This window comes from Aphanothece hegewaldii CCALA 016 (genome assembly GCF_003007785.1).
Taxonomy (GTDB): domain Bacteria; phylum Cyanobacteriota; class Cyanobacteriia; order Cyanobacteriales; family Microcystaceae; genus Chroococcus; species Chroococcus hegewaldii.
In genome coordinates, this window is the sequence record NZ_PXOH01000004.1 from 36,424 (window position 1) to 54,009 (window position 17,586).

15 protein-coding genes are annotated in these 17,586 nt (G+C 38.5%); 6 read left to right on the top strand and 9 right to left on the bottom strand.

Annotation, left to right across the window (positions count from 1 at the left end; translation table 11 throughout):
- Positions 1 to 216 precede the first annotated feature (216 nt).
- Positions 217 to 1,752 (top strand): DNA repair protein RadA, encoded by a 1,536-nt coding sequence (gene radA / locus C7H19_RS04815; RefSeq protein WP_106455761.1) that lies wholly within the window; start codon positions 217 to 219, stop codon positions 1,750 to 1,752.
- Here radA and C7H19_RS04820 read toward each other — a convergent pair.
- Complete coding sequence (locus C7H19_RS04820) at positions 1,749 to 2,090, bottom strand: hypothetical protein (RefSeq protein WP_106455762.1); 342 nt, start codon at positions 2,088 to 2,090, stop codon at positions 1,749 to 1,751. The genes radA and C7H19_RS04820 overlap by 4 nt on opposite strands.
- A 183-nt stretch (positions 2,091 to 2,273) precedes the next feature.
- Here C7H19_RS04820 and C7H19_RS04825 point away from each other — a divergent pair, with 183 nt between their 5' ends.
- Both C7H19_RS04825 and C7H19_RS04830 read left to right on the top strand, forming a co-directional pair.
- Complete coding sequence (locus C7H19_RS04825; RefSeq protein WP_106455763.1) at positions 2,274 to 2,921, top strand: class I SAM-dependent methyltransferase; 648 nt, start codon at positions 2,274 to 2,276, stop codon at positions 2,919 to 2,921.
- 195 nt (positions 2,922 to 3,116) lie between these two features.
- Positions 3,117 to 3,560 (top strand): orange carotenoid protein N-terminal domain-containing protein, encoded by a 444-nt coding sequence (locus C7H19_RS04830; RefSeq protein WP_106455764.1) that lies wholly within the window; start codon positions 3,117 to 3,119, stop codon positions 3,558 to 3,560.
- A 46-nt stretch (positions 3,561 to 3,606) separates the two neighbouring features.
- Here C7H19_RS04830 and C7H19_RS04835 read toward each other — a convergent pair whose 3' ends face one another.
- Together C7H19_RS04835 and C7H19_RS04840 are read right to left on the bottom strand one after the other, a co-directional pair.
- Positions 3,607 to 4,734, bottom strand: a complete 1,128-nt coding sequence (locus C7H19_RS04835) for an aldo/keto reductase (RefSeq protein WP_106455972.1) — start codon at positions 4,732 to 4,734, stop codon at positions 3,607 to 3,609.
- A gap of 1 nt (position 4,735) precedes the next feature.
- Entirely contained in the window at positions 4,736 to 5,239 is a 504-nt protein-coding gene (locus C7H19_RS04840; protein ID WP_106455765.1) for a bifunctional nuclease family protein, read from the bottom strand.
- A gap of 227 nt (positions 5,240 to 5,466) precedes the next feature.
- On the opposite strand from C7H19_RS04840, the gene ribE reads away from it, so the two are divergent.
- On the top strand, positions 5,467 to 6,156 hold the full coding sequence (gene ribE, locus C7H19_RS04845; protein WP_106455766.1) for a riboflavin synthase: 690 nt from the start codon (positions 5,467 to 5,469) through the stop codon (positions 6,154 to 6,156).
- On the opposite strand, the gene C7H19_RS04850 is transcribed toward ribE, so the two are convergent.
- Positions 6,119 to 8,206 (bottom strand): DNA phosphorothioation-associated putative methyltransferase, encoded by a 2,088-nt coding sequence (locus C7H19_RS04850; protein WP_106455767.1) that lies wholly within the window; start codon positions 8,204 to 8,206, stop codon positions 6,119 to 6,121. The genes ribE and C7H19_RS04850 overlap by 38 nt on opposite strands.
- 313 nt (positions 8,207 to 8,519) lie before the next feature.
- Between C7H19_RS04850 and C7H19_RS25515 the strand changes: the two genes are divergently transcribed.
- Positions 8,520 to 8,693, top strand: a complete 174-nt coding sequence (locus C7H19_RS25515) for a hypothetical protein (RefSeq protein WP_181280529.1) — start codon at positions 8,520 to 8,522, stop codon at positions 8,691 to 8,693.
- A 49-nt stretch (positions 8,694 to 8,742) separates the two neighbouring features.
- Here the strand turns inward: C7H19_RS25515 and C7H19_RS04855 are convergent, their stop codons facing one another.
- Complete coding sequence (locus C7H19_RS04855; RefSeq protein WP_106455768.1) at positions 8,743 to 9,723, bottom strand: DNA cytosine methyltransferase; 981 nt, start codon at positions 9,721 to 9,723, stop codon at positions 8,743 to 8,745.
- A 143-nt stretch (positions 9,724 to 9,866) separates the two neighbouring features.
- Entirely contained in the window at positions 9,867 to 11,405 is a 1,539-nt protein-coding gene (locus tag C7H19_RS04860) for an NAD(P)H-quinone oxidoreductase subunit N (protein WP_106455769.1), read from the bottom strand.
- Between the two features lie 280 nt (positions 11,406 to 11,685).
- Between C7H19_RS04860 and topA the strand changes: the two genes are divergently transcribed.
- Positions 11,686 to 14,328, top strand: a complete 2,643-nt coding sequence (gene topA / locus C7H19_RS04865; RefSeq protein WP_106455770.1) for a type I DNA topoisomerase — start codon at positions 11,686 to 11,688, stop codon at positions 14,326 to 14,328.
- A gap of 159 nt (positions 14,329 to 14,487) precedes the next feature.
- Here the strand turns inward: topA and C7H19_RS04870 are convergent, their stop codons facing one another.
- The 3 genes from C7H19_RS04870 to C7H19_RS04880 all read right to left on the bottom strand — a co-directional run bounded on the left by C7H19_RS04870 (position 14,488) and on the right by C7H19_RS04880 (position 17,519).
- Positions 14,488 to 15,174 (bottom strand): hypothetical protein, encoded by a 687-nt coding sequence (locus C7H19_RS04870; RefSeq protein ID WP_106455771.1) that lies wholly within the window; start codon positions 15,172 to 15,174, stop codon positions 14,488 to 14,490.
- Positions 15,175 to 15,277: 103 nt separating this feature from the next.
- Positions 15,278 to 16,474 (bottom strand): alanine racemase, encoded by a 1,197-nt coding sequence (alr, locus tag C7H19_RS04875; protein WP_181280530.1) that lies wholly within the window; start codon positions 16,472 to 16,474, stop codon positions 15,278 to 15,280.
- Between the two features lie 124 nt (positions 16,475 to 16,598).
- Positions 16,599 to 17,519: an RluA family pseudouridine synthase gene (locus C7H19_RS04880; RefSeq protein WP_106455772.1), complete on the bottom strand. Its 921-nt coding sequence runs from the start codon at positions 17,517 to 17,519 to the stop codon at positions 16,599 to 16,601.
- Positions 17,520 to 17,586 lie beyond the last annotated feature (67 nt).

Consider the following 17,586-nt stretch of genomic DNA (forward strand, 5'->3'; position numbering starts at 1 on the left):
AATAAATTACAGTTGCTATTTTTAAAGTTAAGTTATGAGAGTTTACCTTTCTAGAATATCCTTTTATCGTTATCATATAGCCGAATCTTATGTTTTTATTTAACTTGTAATCAGCTTTTTGAGACTTGATCTGTGATGGTAAAAACTTTACCTTCATTAATAAAGTGTGACAAATAACGGTACGATTATTAAATTTTTTCAACTTTTCTTAAAAATATGGCCAAATCTCGCACGATTTATATTTGTACGGCTTGTGCTGCGGAATCTCCCCAATGGTTTGGCAAATGCCCCAATTGTGGCACTTATGGCACACTCGAAGAACAAATGTTGGCTTCTGCTAATAATAATCCACTGGCTAATCGTGGTGGATGGCAGTCGAACAATCGTACTAATGAAAAAGCACCAGGACCAGCACAACCGCGCATTTCTCAGCGTTTTTCCCAAATTACCCAACTCGAACAAATGCGGTTTAATTCGGGGTACGGTGAATTAGATCGAGTCTTAGGCAGTGGAATTGTTCCTGGTTCACTGGTTTTGATCGGAGGAGATCCGGGGATCGGTAAATCTACCCTACTACTACAAGTTGCCCACCAACTCGCCCAACGTTTACCGAGAATTCTGTATGTCTCAGCCGAAGAATCTGGCCAACAAATCAAATTACGCGCCCAACGTCTCGGAGTCGGTGTCGTTGAAGAAGAAACTAATGGCAATGGTAAAAAGAAAGCAACTTCAGAAACTCAAAATATTGATCATCATCTCTATGTTTTACCCGAAACCGATCTAGAAGAAATTTTACGAGAACTTGAATCCCTTAAACCTCAAGTCGCCGTCATTGATAGTATTCAAACCCTTTATTTTGCTGCATTAACCTCAGCCCCTGGATCTGTTTCTCAAGTCAGAGAATGTACCTCAGCCCTAATGCAAGTAGCCAAACGAGAAAATATTACTTTATTTATTGTCGGTCATGTCACCAAAGAAGGCGCGATCGCAGGACCGCGAGTCCTTGAACACCTCGTGGATACGGTTTTATACTTTGAAGGCGATCGATATGCTTCTCATCGTCTCTTACGTTCCGTGAAAAACCGTTTTGGGGCGACTCATGAGATCGGTATTTTTGAAATGGTCGATCATGGTTTAGTCGAAGTTACTAACCCCTCGGAACTATTTTTAGGAAGTCGGGATGATCACTCACCTGGAACCGCTACCATTGTTGCTTGTGAAGGAACACGCCCCATTGTTGTAGAATTACAAGCTTTAGTCAGTCCCACCAGTTATTCATCGCCTCGTCGTTCCACCACTGGCGTTGATTATAACCGCTTACAACAAATTCTCGCGGTACTTGAAAAACGAGTCGGTATTCCTCTTTCTAAACTCGATGTTTATGTAGCTTCCGCCGGAGGGTTAGGAGTGGAAGAACCTGCCGCCGATCTTGGTGTGGCGATCGCTGTTGTGGCTAGTTTTCGGGATCGTATCGTTGATTCGCGTACTGTTTTAATTGGGGAAGTCGGGTTAGGGGGACAAGTTCGTCTGGTTTCTCAAATGGAACTCCGTCTCAAAGAAGCAGCCAAACTCGGATTTAAACGAGCGATCGTCCCCAAAGGACAGATTTACCCCGATGATACTGGACTAGAGATCATCCCAGTTGGGAAGGTGATCGATGCCATTATTGCCGCCATTCCGCAACAGCGTCCATATAGTGAGGGAATGGCGTTAGATGAGGATATCGAGCAATTTTCAGAAGAGGATAATTAGCGGACTGGTAGAATAGATCGGGCTTTACAACCTCGGTTCAAAAAGCCCTGTAATCCCCACGCTGAACACTCGATCGAACGCGTTACATTGGGTTCAGCTACAGTAGTATAGTCACAGGAAACATAGCCATTTGCGTCTGTATCAACAGGTTGACAGCTAACCCCATTGAGTTGTTGTCTGAGGACGGAAGACACATAATTTTTGAGTTCCCCTTCAGAATAACTTTTCCCAAAGAGAGGTTGTCCGATCGCTTTACCACTCGTTAGTAGAAAACCCGTTCCTACCAGCAGTACAACTACAACTAAAGAAGCAATTAAATAAACTCTAAGATTTTTCATATCGATAAGCTCGTTTTTAAAGAGTTGTTACCCGTCAATGAGCAACTATTGGTGAATATTGTACAAAATTTAGCCAAGTCCGCCGAACTTCCTTTAGTCTACAAATTCAGACTTTTGACTCCCTATTTCTAAAATAAATTGTTAATAATTGTAAAAAGGAATCCTTTTATACAACTTTTTGTTATGATATTGCGTCCAGAGCAACGAACTAAGTTAGACGATACCACAGACGATCTATTTTATTCTGATCCTCGGTTTGTCACCCATGTTGATCAAGGTTTTATCGACCAATTGACGAATCTTTATCGAGAAAGACTCAAACCCGATAGCCGTATTTTGGATATGATGAGTAGTTGGGTTTCTCATCTTCCTGATGATGTAGAATTTGCCCATGTTGAAGGACATGGATTAAATGAAGAAGAATTGGCGAAAAATCCCCGTTTAAATCACTATATTGTCCAAAATCTTAACAAAAATCCCCAGTTACCTTATCCTGATCAAAGTTTTGATGCTGTTTTGAATGCGGTTTCTGTACAGTATATTCAGTATCCTGAAGCGATTTTTGCCGAGATTCACCGTATCCTTACTCCAGGTGGAATCGTGATTATTAGCTTTTCTAATCGAATGTTTTATCAAAAAGCGATCGCCGCTTGGCGCGATGGCACAGATAACAGTCGTGTACAATTGGTGAAAAACTATTTTAAGATGGTTTCAGGTTTTAGCGAACCCGAAGTAATTAACCGTACTTCAATGGTTCCCAATTTTCTACAAATGTTGGGAGTCTCTGGCGCTGATCCGTTTTATGCGGTAATTGCTTATCGACAAGATTAATTCTAATTGGGGTTTGGTCATCAAACCCTAACATCTTTCGTATGATCAAACTGAGATAGCATCGGTCATATTATGTAAAATCGAGATCTATCTTTTATCAGGTTGTTTCTCAAAAAGCAGTTGTTAAGTTGTGTAAGAGAAGAAAAAAAAACTTCTTTGTCACGTAAAAAACAGTTGAACATAAAGGACAATCTCATGACTTACACCGCTAATCCTACAACTCAACAAGCCTTAGATCTCTTTAATAGTTATGATACCGATACAAAACTTGCTTTACTCTGGTATGGTTATTTAGATATTAAAGATGACCTTAATCCCGCGCCCCCGATTTCCGTAGAAAATATGGGTAATACGCTTTATGATCAAATTAAAGTTTTATCCCCTGAAGAACAATTACAGGCTCAACGGGATATGCTGGAAGGGGCGGATAATGAAATCGGTCGTGCTTATCAGGCTTTTGATAGCAGTGCTAGAATGGAAAGTTGGTTATTAATAGCACGTGGCATGGAAGAAGGAACGGTGATTCAAGTTCCTGATGATTATAAATTACCTAGCGAAACCCAAGAGTTTACCGATAAAATCAAACAGGTAGATTTTCAAGAACGGATCAACTTCATGCGTAGTGCAGTTGGTCAATAATAGAATTAAAAACTAACAGGATGTAGAGACACGTTATATCCCGTCTCTACTCCCATAGACGACGACGGGATGAACCATTAAGACGTTGATGAGTATCCGATAATAATGTTGGTATATCCAAGTTTTCGGGACAACGGGGTAAACAATCTCCACATTCTGTACAACGATTTCCTTTATTCCCCGCAAACCAATGACCCGCATTTTCAAACATTCTATAGCGATATTGGGCAAAATCTGTCATTTCATAACCTACAGCGAGATTTCGTAATCGTAAAATTTCAGGAATATTAATACTTTCGGGACAAGGCAAACATTGATAACATTGACGACATTGCTCCTTTCCTAAAATCGTCTGTAGATGGTTTTCTAAGCGTTCTAAGATGGTCTTTTCGGACTCTGTGAGGGGGGAGACATTATTGGAGACTTGTAGGGGTTCTAGGAGTTCTTTTGGGGTAGTGGGACCGATGCTGAGGGTGGTAATACGACGATCGCTCAATAAAAACCGATAATTTAATTCTAGCGGCGTTAACGGCTCACATAAATTTTTTAGTGTTGGGGGGGGAGTATAAAGACGACCTCCTTTATCCGAAGGAGAGATAATAAAAATCCCCATATCCTTTTCATATGCTAACTGAACTGCGCTGGCGTGACGTTGAAAAAAATAATAATAATGAAGGTTAATAAATTCAAATAAGTTAGTTTCTAGGGTAGCGAGAATTAAATCTAAAGATCCGTGAGTGGAGAACCCAATATGGTTAATTTTTCCCGCTTGTTTTGCTTGCTGTAACGCTTTCATGCAGCCATCATCAGAAGTGATCCAAGCTAGATGATCCCAAGTATTAACACCATGTAACGCTATACAGTCTATATAATCTAATTTTAGACGAGATAAAGATTCATCGATCCAACGAGTCATCTGTTGAGTGTCAGAAGTTGGAGAAAGTTTCGTTGTGAGATAAAATTTTTCTCGTGGAATCGATAAATTTTTTAAGCTACTTCCTAAATAGTCTTCACTTTTACCATATCCTTTTGCTGTTTCAATATGATTAATTCCGAGTGCGATCGCTTGTTCTAAAGTTTCTGCAAAGGTAGACACAGACTCCAAACAGCGCATCGTTCCCAGAGAAAAAACCGATAACTCTAAATTGGTTTTACCAAAGCGTCGATATCGCATTTTAACCATTTTCTGGGTTAAACTTGGCTTTTTTAATCAGTTCTTCTGGACTAAGATTAGAAACAAAGTCACGAAACGCTTTTCGTTCTTCTTCATCTGCATCTCGATCAACTGGTATAGAAGCATCAGCGATAACTTCTTCCATCACCCATATCGCTGCATTTGTTCGTAAAGCAATAGCGATCGCATCACTTGGACGACAGTCAAGTTCTTTTTTTAGTTCGCCTTGAGACAAACATAGCACCGCGTAGAATGTATTATCTTGTAGAGAGTGAATAATAATCTTTTCGAGGGTTATTCCCCACGCCGTAAAGAAATTCACCATCAAATCATGAGTTAGAGGACGAGGTGGCTTTTGTTGCTCTAATGCTCCCATAATAGCCTTAGCTTGATCTTGTCCAATATAGATCGGTAAAGCACGGCGATCGGTTCCATCTTTAAGTAAAACAATAGGACTGCGAGTCATCGCATCTAAAGCAATTCCAGCAACTTTCATTTCGATCATACAGCCTCTCTGTGTTGGATCAGCACCAAGAAAATAAAAGGAACAAGGAGACAATAGCGGCTAACATTCAAGACTATCCTAGCAATCACAGAGTTATTCTGTAAGGATCAGTTCACAGATGCGCTACACTCACAGTATGCCCTAGGATTACAAGAATATCCTCAAACTTCAAAAAAATATCATTTTGTTTCCCTAAAGCTACTCTGTTTATTTTCTCAAAAAAGATCGTGTTTACAGGATTAATTCAAGGAACAGGAAAACTCAAACCTTTTGAGCAAGATCGGTTTATTTTATCGGTTTTTGAGGACACACATTCTATTATTCTATCGGATTTAGCGATCGGTGATAGTGTTGCTGTCGATGGGGTTTGTTTAACCGTAGAAGAAATTTTACTCGATGGGTTTATCGCTACTGCGTCACCCGAAACTTTATCACGAACAACTTTAGGTAAACGTCTAGCAGCAGCAGAATGGGTTAATTTAGAAACATCTTTACGAGTGGGGAGTAAAATAGGGGGACATTTTGTTACAGGACATATCGATGGAGTTGGTTCCTTAGTTGAGTCTTTTCCGACCGAAACATCTTGGGAAATGATTTTTACTGCACCACCAACTTTAACACAAGAGTGGGAACAATTTATTGCTCGCTATATTGTATCAAAAGGAAGTATCGCAGTAAATGGTATTAGTTTAACAGTTTCCGATTGTGATAAAAGCGGATCTTGGTTTAAAGTATCTGTTATTCCCCATACTTATGACCAGACTAATTTATCTTATCTTAAGACCGGAGATTGGGTTAATCTAGAAGGAGATATTTTAGGTAAATATGTAGAAAGATTACTTGGGAAGTCTGCAAGTCATCAACCCCATTCCGAAGAAGTTAGTCTAGGTTTTCTTGCTGAACATGGTTATCTTTAGTCAATTTCCTTTTACGTTGGGAGATTTGCGATCGTAATACCCTAACTTTATACGGATCAGCATCTTTTCGCCAATAAAGTTTATAATTTTTCAGAATCGCGCAGTGAGAGTCTAGACAATTTATCCATCCTTTTAAATGACTTATTGCTTTAAAATTATCTAACAGTCCCCATTCTCTTTCTTGTTGAGTTAATTTGACAAACTTTTCATAATTTGGATAATCTGGAGTAACTAAGCGATCTTTTTCATGTAAAATCGGTGGATTTTCATCATCGTAATAATCACGATAGCGCACTTGTAAACTCCTTAAATCAATTTCCATACTGTTTTGTAAAGTTGGATGAGGGTTAAGCTCAAAATCTGGATAATAAAGATAAGAAATTTTCGCTTGATGAAATGATAATTTAATCACATTCGCTTCGTTTAAACGTCCAAATGTTCGACTCGCGCAACCTTCATATAATCTGAGTAATGTTGGAAGTGTTTCCACAGCGCTTAGATGAATGATTAGAGAATTTTTTAACTTTTTACCGACGGAAATCGTTTTACACAACGCTTCAATTTTTTCTAAATCTCGTAGACTTGATAGCATCAAATCCGCCATCATACACAATTGTTGATATCCACCAAATAAAGCTTTAATATCTTCTCGTAGTGTTAAGTTTAAACTTTTAGGTTGAGGACGACCACTAAATTTACTCAGGGCAAAATTTAATAATAAATCTTGACGACGTTTTTCTGTAATTGCTTCCCAATCTTCAGGATGAGTGACTTGTAATATTACTTGAAAAGCTCGTTTAAAACCGCCAAATTCTGCTTTTATTTCTAACTCATTTTCTAATTCTCCTAAAACGGGTAAACGTCCTCTTTCCGTAAAAAAATTCATTAAAGGAGTTAATAACTTTTCATAATCATCAAAACGTTTTAGTAATAAATTAACTCTGGGAGTCGTTGCACGAGAACGGAAGCGAGAGAGTTTAAATGTTTCCGCTTGAGTCGCATCTCGAAATACAAAATAAATTCCTAAAGCGATGGGAATGGAATCAACATTTAAAACCTGATCAATATAAACTTTTAATTCTTCCTGTTCATAATATTTTTGAAACGTATTACGACGAGTAATAATTCCATCACCATAGACAACTATTCCATGATTACTATCATTAATTAAAACCTGTGCAGAAACAATCAGAACTTTTTGGGTTAATTCCCATGCTTTAATCAAAGCTTCTCGACGTTCTTGTTGATCTTCAATAACATTAATAACATAACCCAAATTAACAATATCTGCGGGAATACAACTACTATTAGGACAATAATAAGGGTCCCAACCTAAACTCTGATAACCTTGTTGGGATATTTGTTCAATATCTCCCCCAAAACCACAACCATAGTCAAAAAAAGTCGTAACTTCTGGAATAAATAACCCTGACTCTAATGCTAGACGAACAGGACGAGATAAACTTTTTCGGACAATAGCAGCTTTATGACGATCAATTGTAATCGATCGCTCAGATGAATCACCGATGGGACAAACTAAATAATGACCAACAAACGCAATATTAAACTGTTTAAGACGTTGTTCCCATTCTTTGCGGGTTCCAATCATGCGAGACTGTTCTAGAAGACCTAATTTAACTTCTAGACGGGTTAAATGGTCAAATTCTGAGTACAAAGGATAGTCGGGTGTGATGAAGGTTTCTTTACGATGCAGTAATGGAGGGTTATCGGATGCTTGATAGTGACGTTCACTGTATTCTAAGGTTTTTACATCGACCACAAGACTAAACAATAAAATTGGATGGGGATCTTGATCAAAATTAGCGTAAAAAAGATAAGAAATTTTCGGTTTATCAAGACTAAATTTTACAAGAGTCGCTTGTTGAGTGGTTTGAGTAACTCTCGATCGACGTTCATAATCTTGTAAAATGGGGTCAAGAGAAGCTAAAGCGCAAGTATGGACGTATAAAGCATTCGGTAAGAGTTTACCCACAGAACTCGTTTGACAACGGTTAAGAATGATGTCTAGAGAGGGAATGCTGTCAGTCATGATGGTACGCAAAGCAAGGGAATTATCAAGAAATTGTAAAGAAAAATCATTGACTCAACATCTTTAACTTGATTTTTATTGCTTGAAACTTTGATGATGTAAGGTTTTGCCGTATTTTTAATTTTTGTTAAAGCAAAGTTGTTTTCTGGAGTTGAAGGGAATTGTAATGATGTAATAAATCAAAGTTTTGCTTTATCCAAAAATAGATATATATTAAATAATAAACATTTTTAATATATAGTAAAGCTGATCTTATACAGTTTTCTCTTACTTTAGTTAAAAAATAAATTTAAAAAATGGGAGATAATCACCAATGAAACAGAGTATTGAATTCACAAATTTGCAACAATCTTACTATAATGAATTGATTAAAGTGGGTGTTTGTCCGCAAAAAGCAGAACAAGCAGCGATGTCGATGTCTAGTGAAGAGTTGATGATGATAGCCGAAATTTGGATACAGTGGGCGGTCGTTTTGGATAAAGGCTAGTTAAAATAAGAGTAACATTTATTATTGTTCTGTTATTGTTGATAGTATTTCATTCCATCTGTAATTTAATTTGAATGGCTATTTCTAGGATTTTAGGAATGCAGACAGAATTCCCAATCTGTTGATACGCTTGTGATAAATTAGGATGTATTTTGAAATCATCAGGAAATCCCATTAAACGATAACATTCTTTAATTGTTAGTTTTCGGACTGCGTTTTCTTCGGGTAAATATATAAAAAAGCGTCCTGATGTTTCTTGTGATGGTATTGTTGGATGTACTCCCTCAACTGAATAAATTCTATTAGGTTGATGATGGACTCTCGATAAATGTTCTGTATTTGGTCTTATTCCTTTTTTCCAGATATTCTTATTACGATAGCCAACGAAAATTAAGCCTGAATCTTGCTGTTTTGGATTTTCAATCATTGTATATTCACAATACTGTAAATATTCAAAGTTTCCAGTTTTATCTAAAAAATCTTTTAAGATTGGTGTATCAATATTTTTTTGAATAAGATTAAAATTAAACTTTTTATGTTTACTACCTATAATAATAATTCGTTCTCGGTTTTGCGGAATACCAAAATCTTTAGCATTCAATAATTTATAGTCTACTAAATATCCTAAATCTTCTAACGAATATAAGATGGTATCTAATGTTTTTCCATGTTCATGATGAATTAAATGTTTAACATTTTCTAAAACAATAACATTAGGTTGTTTCGCTTCTATAATTTCGCAAATATGATAAAATAAGGTTCCTCTAGTATCCTGAAATCCTTGTCGTTTACCTGATATACTAAAAGGTTGACAGGGAAATCCTGCGGTTAAAACATCAAATGAAGGAAGTTTATTTACATCGATTTTAGTAATATCATTTTCGGGTATTTCGCCAAAGTTTTCAAAATATACTTTCTGACAAGCTTCATTAATCTCACAAGAATAAATACATTCATAGCCCGCTTGTTCAAAAGCTAATCTAAAGCCGCCAATTCCTGCAAATAAATCAATAAATTTTAATTTTTTCACCTGAAAAATTATTTAATTAATTTGAATAATTGGGTTTGGATACTAAAACCCTACAATATTATTTTAAATTAAAATTAATAAAAACAAAAGAGACGTTTAGATAAAACGCCTCTTATATTAATCACAAATGTCAGAAATTTACTCTATTTTTGTGATAAACGAGTTGCTACAGCAGCAGATTGTAACATGGGTGTACTGGTAACCGAATCTGTTGCTAGAGTAAATAGGGGATTAGAAAGAATTCCAGCTAAAGATGTAGCGACTAAAGTAATCACTAATCCAACTTGTATCGGACGCATTCCCGATAATGTCCAGTTAATTTTAGGATAATTTTTAATCGATTCTGACATCTCTTGAGGTTCTTTAACAACCATCATTTTGACAACACGAATATAGTAGTAAATCGAAATAACACTGGTGATTAATCCGATTAAAACTAGCCAATATAAACCTGCTTGCCAACCTGCCCAGAAAATATAGATTTTACCGAAAAATCCAGCGAGGGGAGGAATACCACCAAGGGAGAGAAGACAAATACTTAAACACAGTGTGAGAAATGGATCTTTTTGGTACAATCCTGCATATTCCCCAATTTGATCGGTTCCAGTGCGTAGGGCAAAAAGAATCACGCAAATGAACGCGCCCAAGTTCATAAACAGGTAAATTAGCAGATAAAAAATCATACTAGAATATCCTGCATCTGTTCCCGCAATTAAACCAATCATGACAAATCCTGCTTGTCCAATGGAAGAATAAGCTAACATCCGTTTCATGCTGGTTTGAGCTAAAGCAACAACATTACCCAGTACCATACTGAGAATAGCTAAAGCCGTAAAAATAAATTGCCATTCTTTCGTTTCTAGGGCAAAGGCTGTTACCAATAAACGTATCGCTAACGCAAAACCTGCGGCTTTTGAACCAACAGAAAGAAAGGCGACTACAGGAGTTGGAGAACCTTCGTAAACGTCCGGTGTCCACTGATGGAAGGGAACCGCAGAAATTTTAAAGGCAATTCCCGCAATGACGAAAACGAGAGAAATGGCTAATCCTAATGATTCACCTGTACTAATATCAGTGATTTGTGAGGCAATGCCATTCAAGGTTGTTTCGCCACCCGATAAACCGTAAAGAAGAGAAACACCATAAAGGAAAATCGCCGAACTCGAAGCCCCAATGAGCAGATATTTTAAAGCCGCTTCATTAGAACGAGGATCGCGTTTCATGTATCCCGTCATCAGATAAGACGAAATACTCAACATTTCCAAAGAAACGAAAATCATCACTAACTCATTAGCCCCAGAAAGGAACATCCCTCCTAAAGTAGCCGTTAGCATGATGGCGATAAACTCCGCTAGAGAGGTTCCCGACTGTTCGACATAGCGTACCGACATTAAAATCGTTACCGTGGTTGATAGGGCAATAATCCCACGAAAGACAACGCTTAAATTATCGCCATTAAACGCACCGAGAAACGAGATAGGATTCGGACTATCCCAACAAAAATAAAGGGAAACAACAGAAGCGAGTAAACCAGCGATCGCCGCATAAGGCAGCCAACGCGATGCACTACGCCCCGCAATGAGATCCCCAACCAAGATAATCACCAAGGTAATTGTCACAATTACTTCTGGTACAATTGTTCCTGCATTTAACTGAGACGCAACAACAGTAGAAAAATCCATAAGGCTCGCAAAAATTTACTAAGTATTTAAAGAAGTCCGTCCAGTCTGGGGGCTTTGGATATTCTCGCTGATCCTAACCCATCGACTGTAAACAATTTTGCCTTCTTCTATGCCAATTTCGATTCACTGGACTACAATCAAAAAATTGTGAGGCGATTTTAGACCTCCTAATCTTAAAAAACCTTTACAAAAGATTGTACATTGGTTTGTTTCTCTTCCCTTTATGCGGGTATCTATAGTAGTAATAGAGTTATAGCAGGTCTTTAATAAATAGCAGCCCATGTCCAAGCTGGTAATTGTCGAATCTCCAACCAAAGCGCGTACCATTAGCAATTATTTGCCCTCAGATTACCGAGTACAGGCATCGATGGGACACGTCAGGGATCTTCCCGCATCCGCCGAAGAAGTTCCCCCCGCCTACAAAGATAAACCTTGGGCTAATCTAGGGGTCAATGTCAATGATGATTTTGATCCCCTTTATGTTATTCCCAAGTCCAAGCAAAAAATTGTCAAAGAACTGAAAGAAGCCCTCAAGCAAGCTGATGAGGTAATTCTAGCGACAGACGAAGACCGCGAAGGGGAAAGTATTAGTTGGCATTTACTGCAACTGCTAAACCCTAAAGTTCCCATCAAGCGTATGGTTTTCCACGAGATCACCCGTGAGGCGATTCAAGCATCCTTAAAAAATTGCCGTAATATCGATGAAAATCTGGTACACGCCCAAGAAACCCGCCGTATTCTCGATCGCTTGGTCGGATACACCCTCTCACCCCTACTTTGGAAAAAAATCTCTTGGGGTCTCTCCGCAGGACGAGTTCAGTCGGTGGCTGTTCGTTTAATTGTCCAACGAGAACGAGAAAGACGCGCTTTTAAAGAGGCTAAATACTGGGATCTCAAAGCCGTTTTAGAAAAGGAAAAAAATGAGTTTGAATCTCGTTTAGTGACTCTAGGAGGCAAAAAAGTAGCCACAGGGAGCGATTTTGAGCCGACTACCGGCCAAGTGATTAAAGGGCGTAATGTCGTTTTACTCAATGAAGCCGAGGCGATCGCTTTAAAAGAACGGATTAAAAATAAAACTTGGAAAATTACCCAAGTTGAAGAAAAACCCGTTACTCGAAAACCCGCCCCACCTTTTACTACATCCACTCTACAGCAAGAATCGAACCGCAAAATAGGACTCTCGGCGCGAGATACGATGCGGGTGGCTCAGAGTTTGTATGAACAGGGCTATATTACTTATATGCGAACCGACTCTGTACATTTATCAGATCAAGCGATCGCCGCCGCGAGATCTTGTGTAGAACAAATGTACGGAAAAGAGTATCTCAGTCCCAAACCGCGTCAGTATACGACGAAAGCAAAAGGCGCACAGGAAGCACACGAAGCGATCCGCCCTTCGGGAAATGAATTTCGTTTACCCAAAGAAACGGGTTTATCAGGCAATGAATTCGCCTTATATGACCTCATTTGGAAACGTACCGTCGCGTCTCAGATGGCCGAAGCTCGTCTGACTCAAGTTGTGGTAAATATACAGGTAGAAGATGCGGGTTTCCGTTCTTCAGGACAAAAGATCGATTTTCCTGGCTTTTTCCGCGCTTATGTGGAAGGTTTAGATGATCCTGATGCTGCATTAGATAATCGTGAAGTTATTCTACCCGATCTTAAAATAGGTGACACGCCTAAATGTAAAAAACTCGATGCCATCGAACACGAAACCCAACCCCCCGCCCGTTATAGTGAAGCATCTATCGTCAAAACCCTAGAAAGCGAAGGTATAGGTCGTCCGAGTACTTATGCGAGTATTATTAGCACGATTATTGATCGCGGTTATGTCCAGATGCGGAATAAAATCTTAATTCCCACTTTTACCGCGTTTGCTGTCGTTAGCTTATTAGAAGAACATTTCCCAGATCTAGTAGATACCAGTTTTACCTCTAAAATGGAACAAACCCTCGATGAAATTGCGACAGGTGATGCGAAATGGCTACCCTATCTAGAAACCTTTTATTTAGGGGAAACAGGGCTAGAAAATCAGGTTAAAGTAAGAGAAAGCCAAATTGATCCTAGTACAGCTAAGGCAATTAATCTAGAAAACTTGAATGCGATCGTTAAAATTGGTAGATTTGGACCTTATATCGAAGTTCAACAAGGGGAAGACACCATTAAAGCATCCATTCCTGATAACTTAACCCCCGCCGACTTAAACCCCGAACAAGTCGAAGTCTTACTAAAACAAAAAACCGAAGGCCCCGAACAATTAGGCATTCATCCCGAAACTGGAGAACCAATTTATGTTCTTATAGGAACATATGGCCCCTATGTTCAACTTGGAGAAGTCACCGAAGAGAACAAAAAACCAAAACGAGCATCTTTACCCAAAGGGATGAAACCCGAAGATTTAACATTAGATACAGCTATTGGGTTACTCTCTCTTCCTCGTACTTTAGGGAAACATCCCGCAACAGACGGTAAAATTCAAGCCAGTTTAGGTCGTTTCGGTCCCTATGTGGTTCACGATCAAGGTAAAGTAGGCAAAGAATATCGATCGATTAAAGCGGGTGATGATGTTCTAACTATTACCTTAGAACGAGCATTACAATTATTAGCCGAACCCAAATCTACACGAGGACGCGGAAAAAACAGTACAAAAGAACCGCTAAAAGAATTGGGTTTACATCCAGAGGACTCCGAACCCGTCAACATCTATAGTGGTCCATATGGTGCTTATATTAAACATGGCAAAACTAACGCCAAAATGCCAGAAGGAGAAACAGTAGAAACCATCAACCTCGATAAAGCTTTAGATGCTTTATCCGCAAAAAGCACAACTACTACCAAAACAACCACCAAAGCAACAACCGCGAAAAAAACAACTACAGCTAAAAAGACAACTGCTACCCGAACAAAACGGAAAAAAGCTTAAGTCTGTTTGGTTGTAATCATCCGTTTTTGAAATCGAGGAATTAACTCAGGAGTTAATTTTGCTTCTGGTTGAACTCTGTCACGTTCAGCCGAAGCTTGTCCTATCTACATAATCATAATGTGAGGTGTGATTATCGAAAAATGATCTTAAAATTTGAGTTTAGAATTGTTGACGTAGTAAATGTTGATTGTGGTTAAAAGCTTTTTCTTCTTGAGTGAGAAGCGAGTAATCAATTGGAGGACGCATATCCCATTGTACTTGAGCAAGCAGCAATAAACTACCGCCCATAATCACGCCTGTTGCCAGAAATGGCAAGGTTACATACTGTACATAGCCAATACTCAATAGATGAATAATGCCTAATATAATAAAAGTACGAGACTGAATTCCCCATCCTGTACCAAGATAACCGATCGCACTTAAACCAAGCCAAATCGGACACAAATTTAGTAAAACTATACCCCAATTCAGATAAATTCCTAAGTCAGTGACGAACATTCCTACAAGCATTAGGGCTACCCAAAAATAAACTAGCCACATCAAACGCTCAACCTGCGCCCAAAATGTTGTTAATGTAATCATACTGAGCACACCCACTAGAGTTAAAATTGACCAAGCGATCGCTTGATCTCTCCAACTAAACGGTAAAAGTTGGGCGACTGAGAAGACAATAACTGAAATGAGTCCCCAAATCACAAAAACTTGATCGATGCGCGTATAAATCGCAGAAAATAGCGTTATATTGCGTATTTTCCAGTTAATTTGCCAAGAGCCTCGTAAATCTTGTAGGTCTAATGTTTTTTGCTTACGACGCAAAATTGGCTCACTCAAAAAAGAGATTTTCATTCTTAGAAATGATTTAAAATATGTCAGACGAGGGATCTATCTTTATATATCTTTACATACAAAGATGATATCTCGCCAAACATTTTTAGTGCTGATCGGTTTATTAATCTAAACGCTTCCCTATTCTGGGTAAACGATGTTTAAAGCTACACAAAATCTCCCAAGAAATTGTCCCTAATGCGTTTGCCCAATCATCCGCACTAATGGAATTTTTGCCATCAAAGCCAATTAATGTGACAATTTCGCCGACTTCTACATCGGGTAAATTGCTGACATCGAGCATCATTTGATCCATTGTAATCGCTCCAATTTGCTGCACGAATTGACCTCGAAGCAGAACTTTTAAGCGGTTCGATAGATTACGTGGTATACCATCTGCATAACCAATACTCACCACAGCTATTTTAATATCTTGCTTACTGATGTATTGATATCCGTAGCTAACTCCTGTACCTGCTGCAAGGGTTTTGACTTGAGTAATTTTCGCTTTAACTTGTAAAACGGGTTTTAAATTAATGGTAGATTCTAAATGTGGTGCGGGATAAAGTCCATACATGGCGAGTCCGACTCTTACTAAATCATAGTGTAAAGAGCGATCGCTTAATACGGCGGCTGAATTAGCTAAATGCAAGCAAGGGGGATCAATACCCATCGCTTTAATCTGATGAATAGCATCCTCAAAGCGTTTTTGCTGCATCTTCATCACCGTTGGATCGGGATCATCGGCTGTTGCTAAATGAGAATAAATACTCACTATTTTGAGATAAGGCAGTTTATGAACTAATGTTACAAATTCGGTTGCTTGATGCCATAATGTGCCTAAGCGCGACATTCCCGTATCGAGCTTGAGATGCACTAATAAAGTTTGTTCGAGTTCGGCTAAAGTTTTAGAAAATGTAATCGCTTGTTGGGGCGTACAGATAGTAGGTTCTAAATTCCAGTGACAAAGGGCGGCTATTTCTTCGGGGTTATTGACTGCACCTAAGACAACGATAGGGGCGATGATACCTGCTTCTCGGAGTTCGATCCCTTCGCCCAATGTTGCGATCGCTAGTCGAGTTGCTCCTGATCGTAGCACAGTTTGAGCCACTGTAATCGCCCCATGTCCATAAGCATCAGCTTTTACAACCGCCATCAGTTCAGTAGAGGGAGACAAAAACGCCCTAAGCTGTCTGACATTATGTGATAATGCTCCTTGATCGATTTCTACCCATGCTCGTTGGCGAATAATTTCCGAGAGTTGATAATTATATCGACTCTTTTTGACAACGTTGGTAGTTGGTTCTTGACTCAACACCATATATTTACTCCTTACACCTACACCCAATTTAACCGAAAATCAGTTAACGCTTAAGATAGACACAAATTATCATAAGTTCCCTTAAAAAAAAAGAGAATTAAGTTACTTCTTTATTATTTATCTTTTAAATCTTGCGACGTAAGGCGGCTAAAACTTTGGTGAAAATAGGTGGGAGGGGGGCGACGGCTTCAATTATTTCTTTAGTGACAGGATGTTCTAATATTAATCGATGAGCATGGAGCATTTGTCCGGGTAAATTTATACCAATGGAACGATCTGAAGAATAAATCGGATCTCCTAAAATGGGATAACCAAGATGACTGGTATGTACGCGAATTTGATGGGTTCTTCCTGTTTCTAAGCGAAATTTCATTAATGTATAGTTGCCAATTCGTTCTAAAATTTGCCAATGAGTAACAGCTTCTCTACCACCTTTTTCGATGGGAACAATTGCCATTTTTTTTCTATCTACAGGATGACGACCAATGGGAAAATTAATGATACCTATTTCAGTTTTTGGCACACCATGAACAATTGCAATATATTCTCGTCTTGCTGTTTTCGCTTTGAGTTGTGCTTGTAAATTAGCTTGAGCAAAATCGGTTTTTGCTACGACTAAAACCCCTGTTGTATCTTTATCGAGTCGATGAACAATACCTGGTCTTTGTATTCCGCCAATCCCCGCTAAATCAGAACAATGAAATAATAAAGCATTAACTAATGTACCAGATTCGTGTCCAGGCGCGGGATGCACGACTAAACCAGCAGGTTTATTAATAATAATTAAAGAATCATCTTCATATAAAATATCTAAGTCTATTTCTTGTGCTTCTACGGCTAAAGGTTCACTGGGAGGAAAGTTAAGATAAATGCGATCGCCTTGATTAACTTTTGTTTTTTTATCGCTACAAATTTGACCATTTAGTGTAAGATTTCCTTGCTCAATTAACTTTTGTATATAAGAACGAGAAACATCGGGTAATTGTTCTGATAACCAACGGTCTAACCGTTCTTTTCCTCGTTCTACTTGTAAATCAATTTCCATTTTGGGTTTTTAAATTGAATTAATTATCATTCTGTAAAGACGCGCCATGGCGCGTCTCTACTTCCAT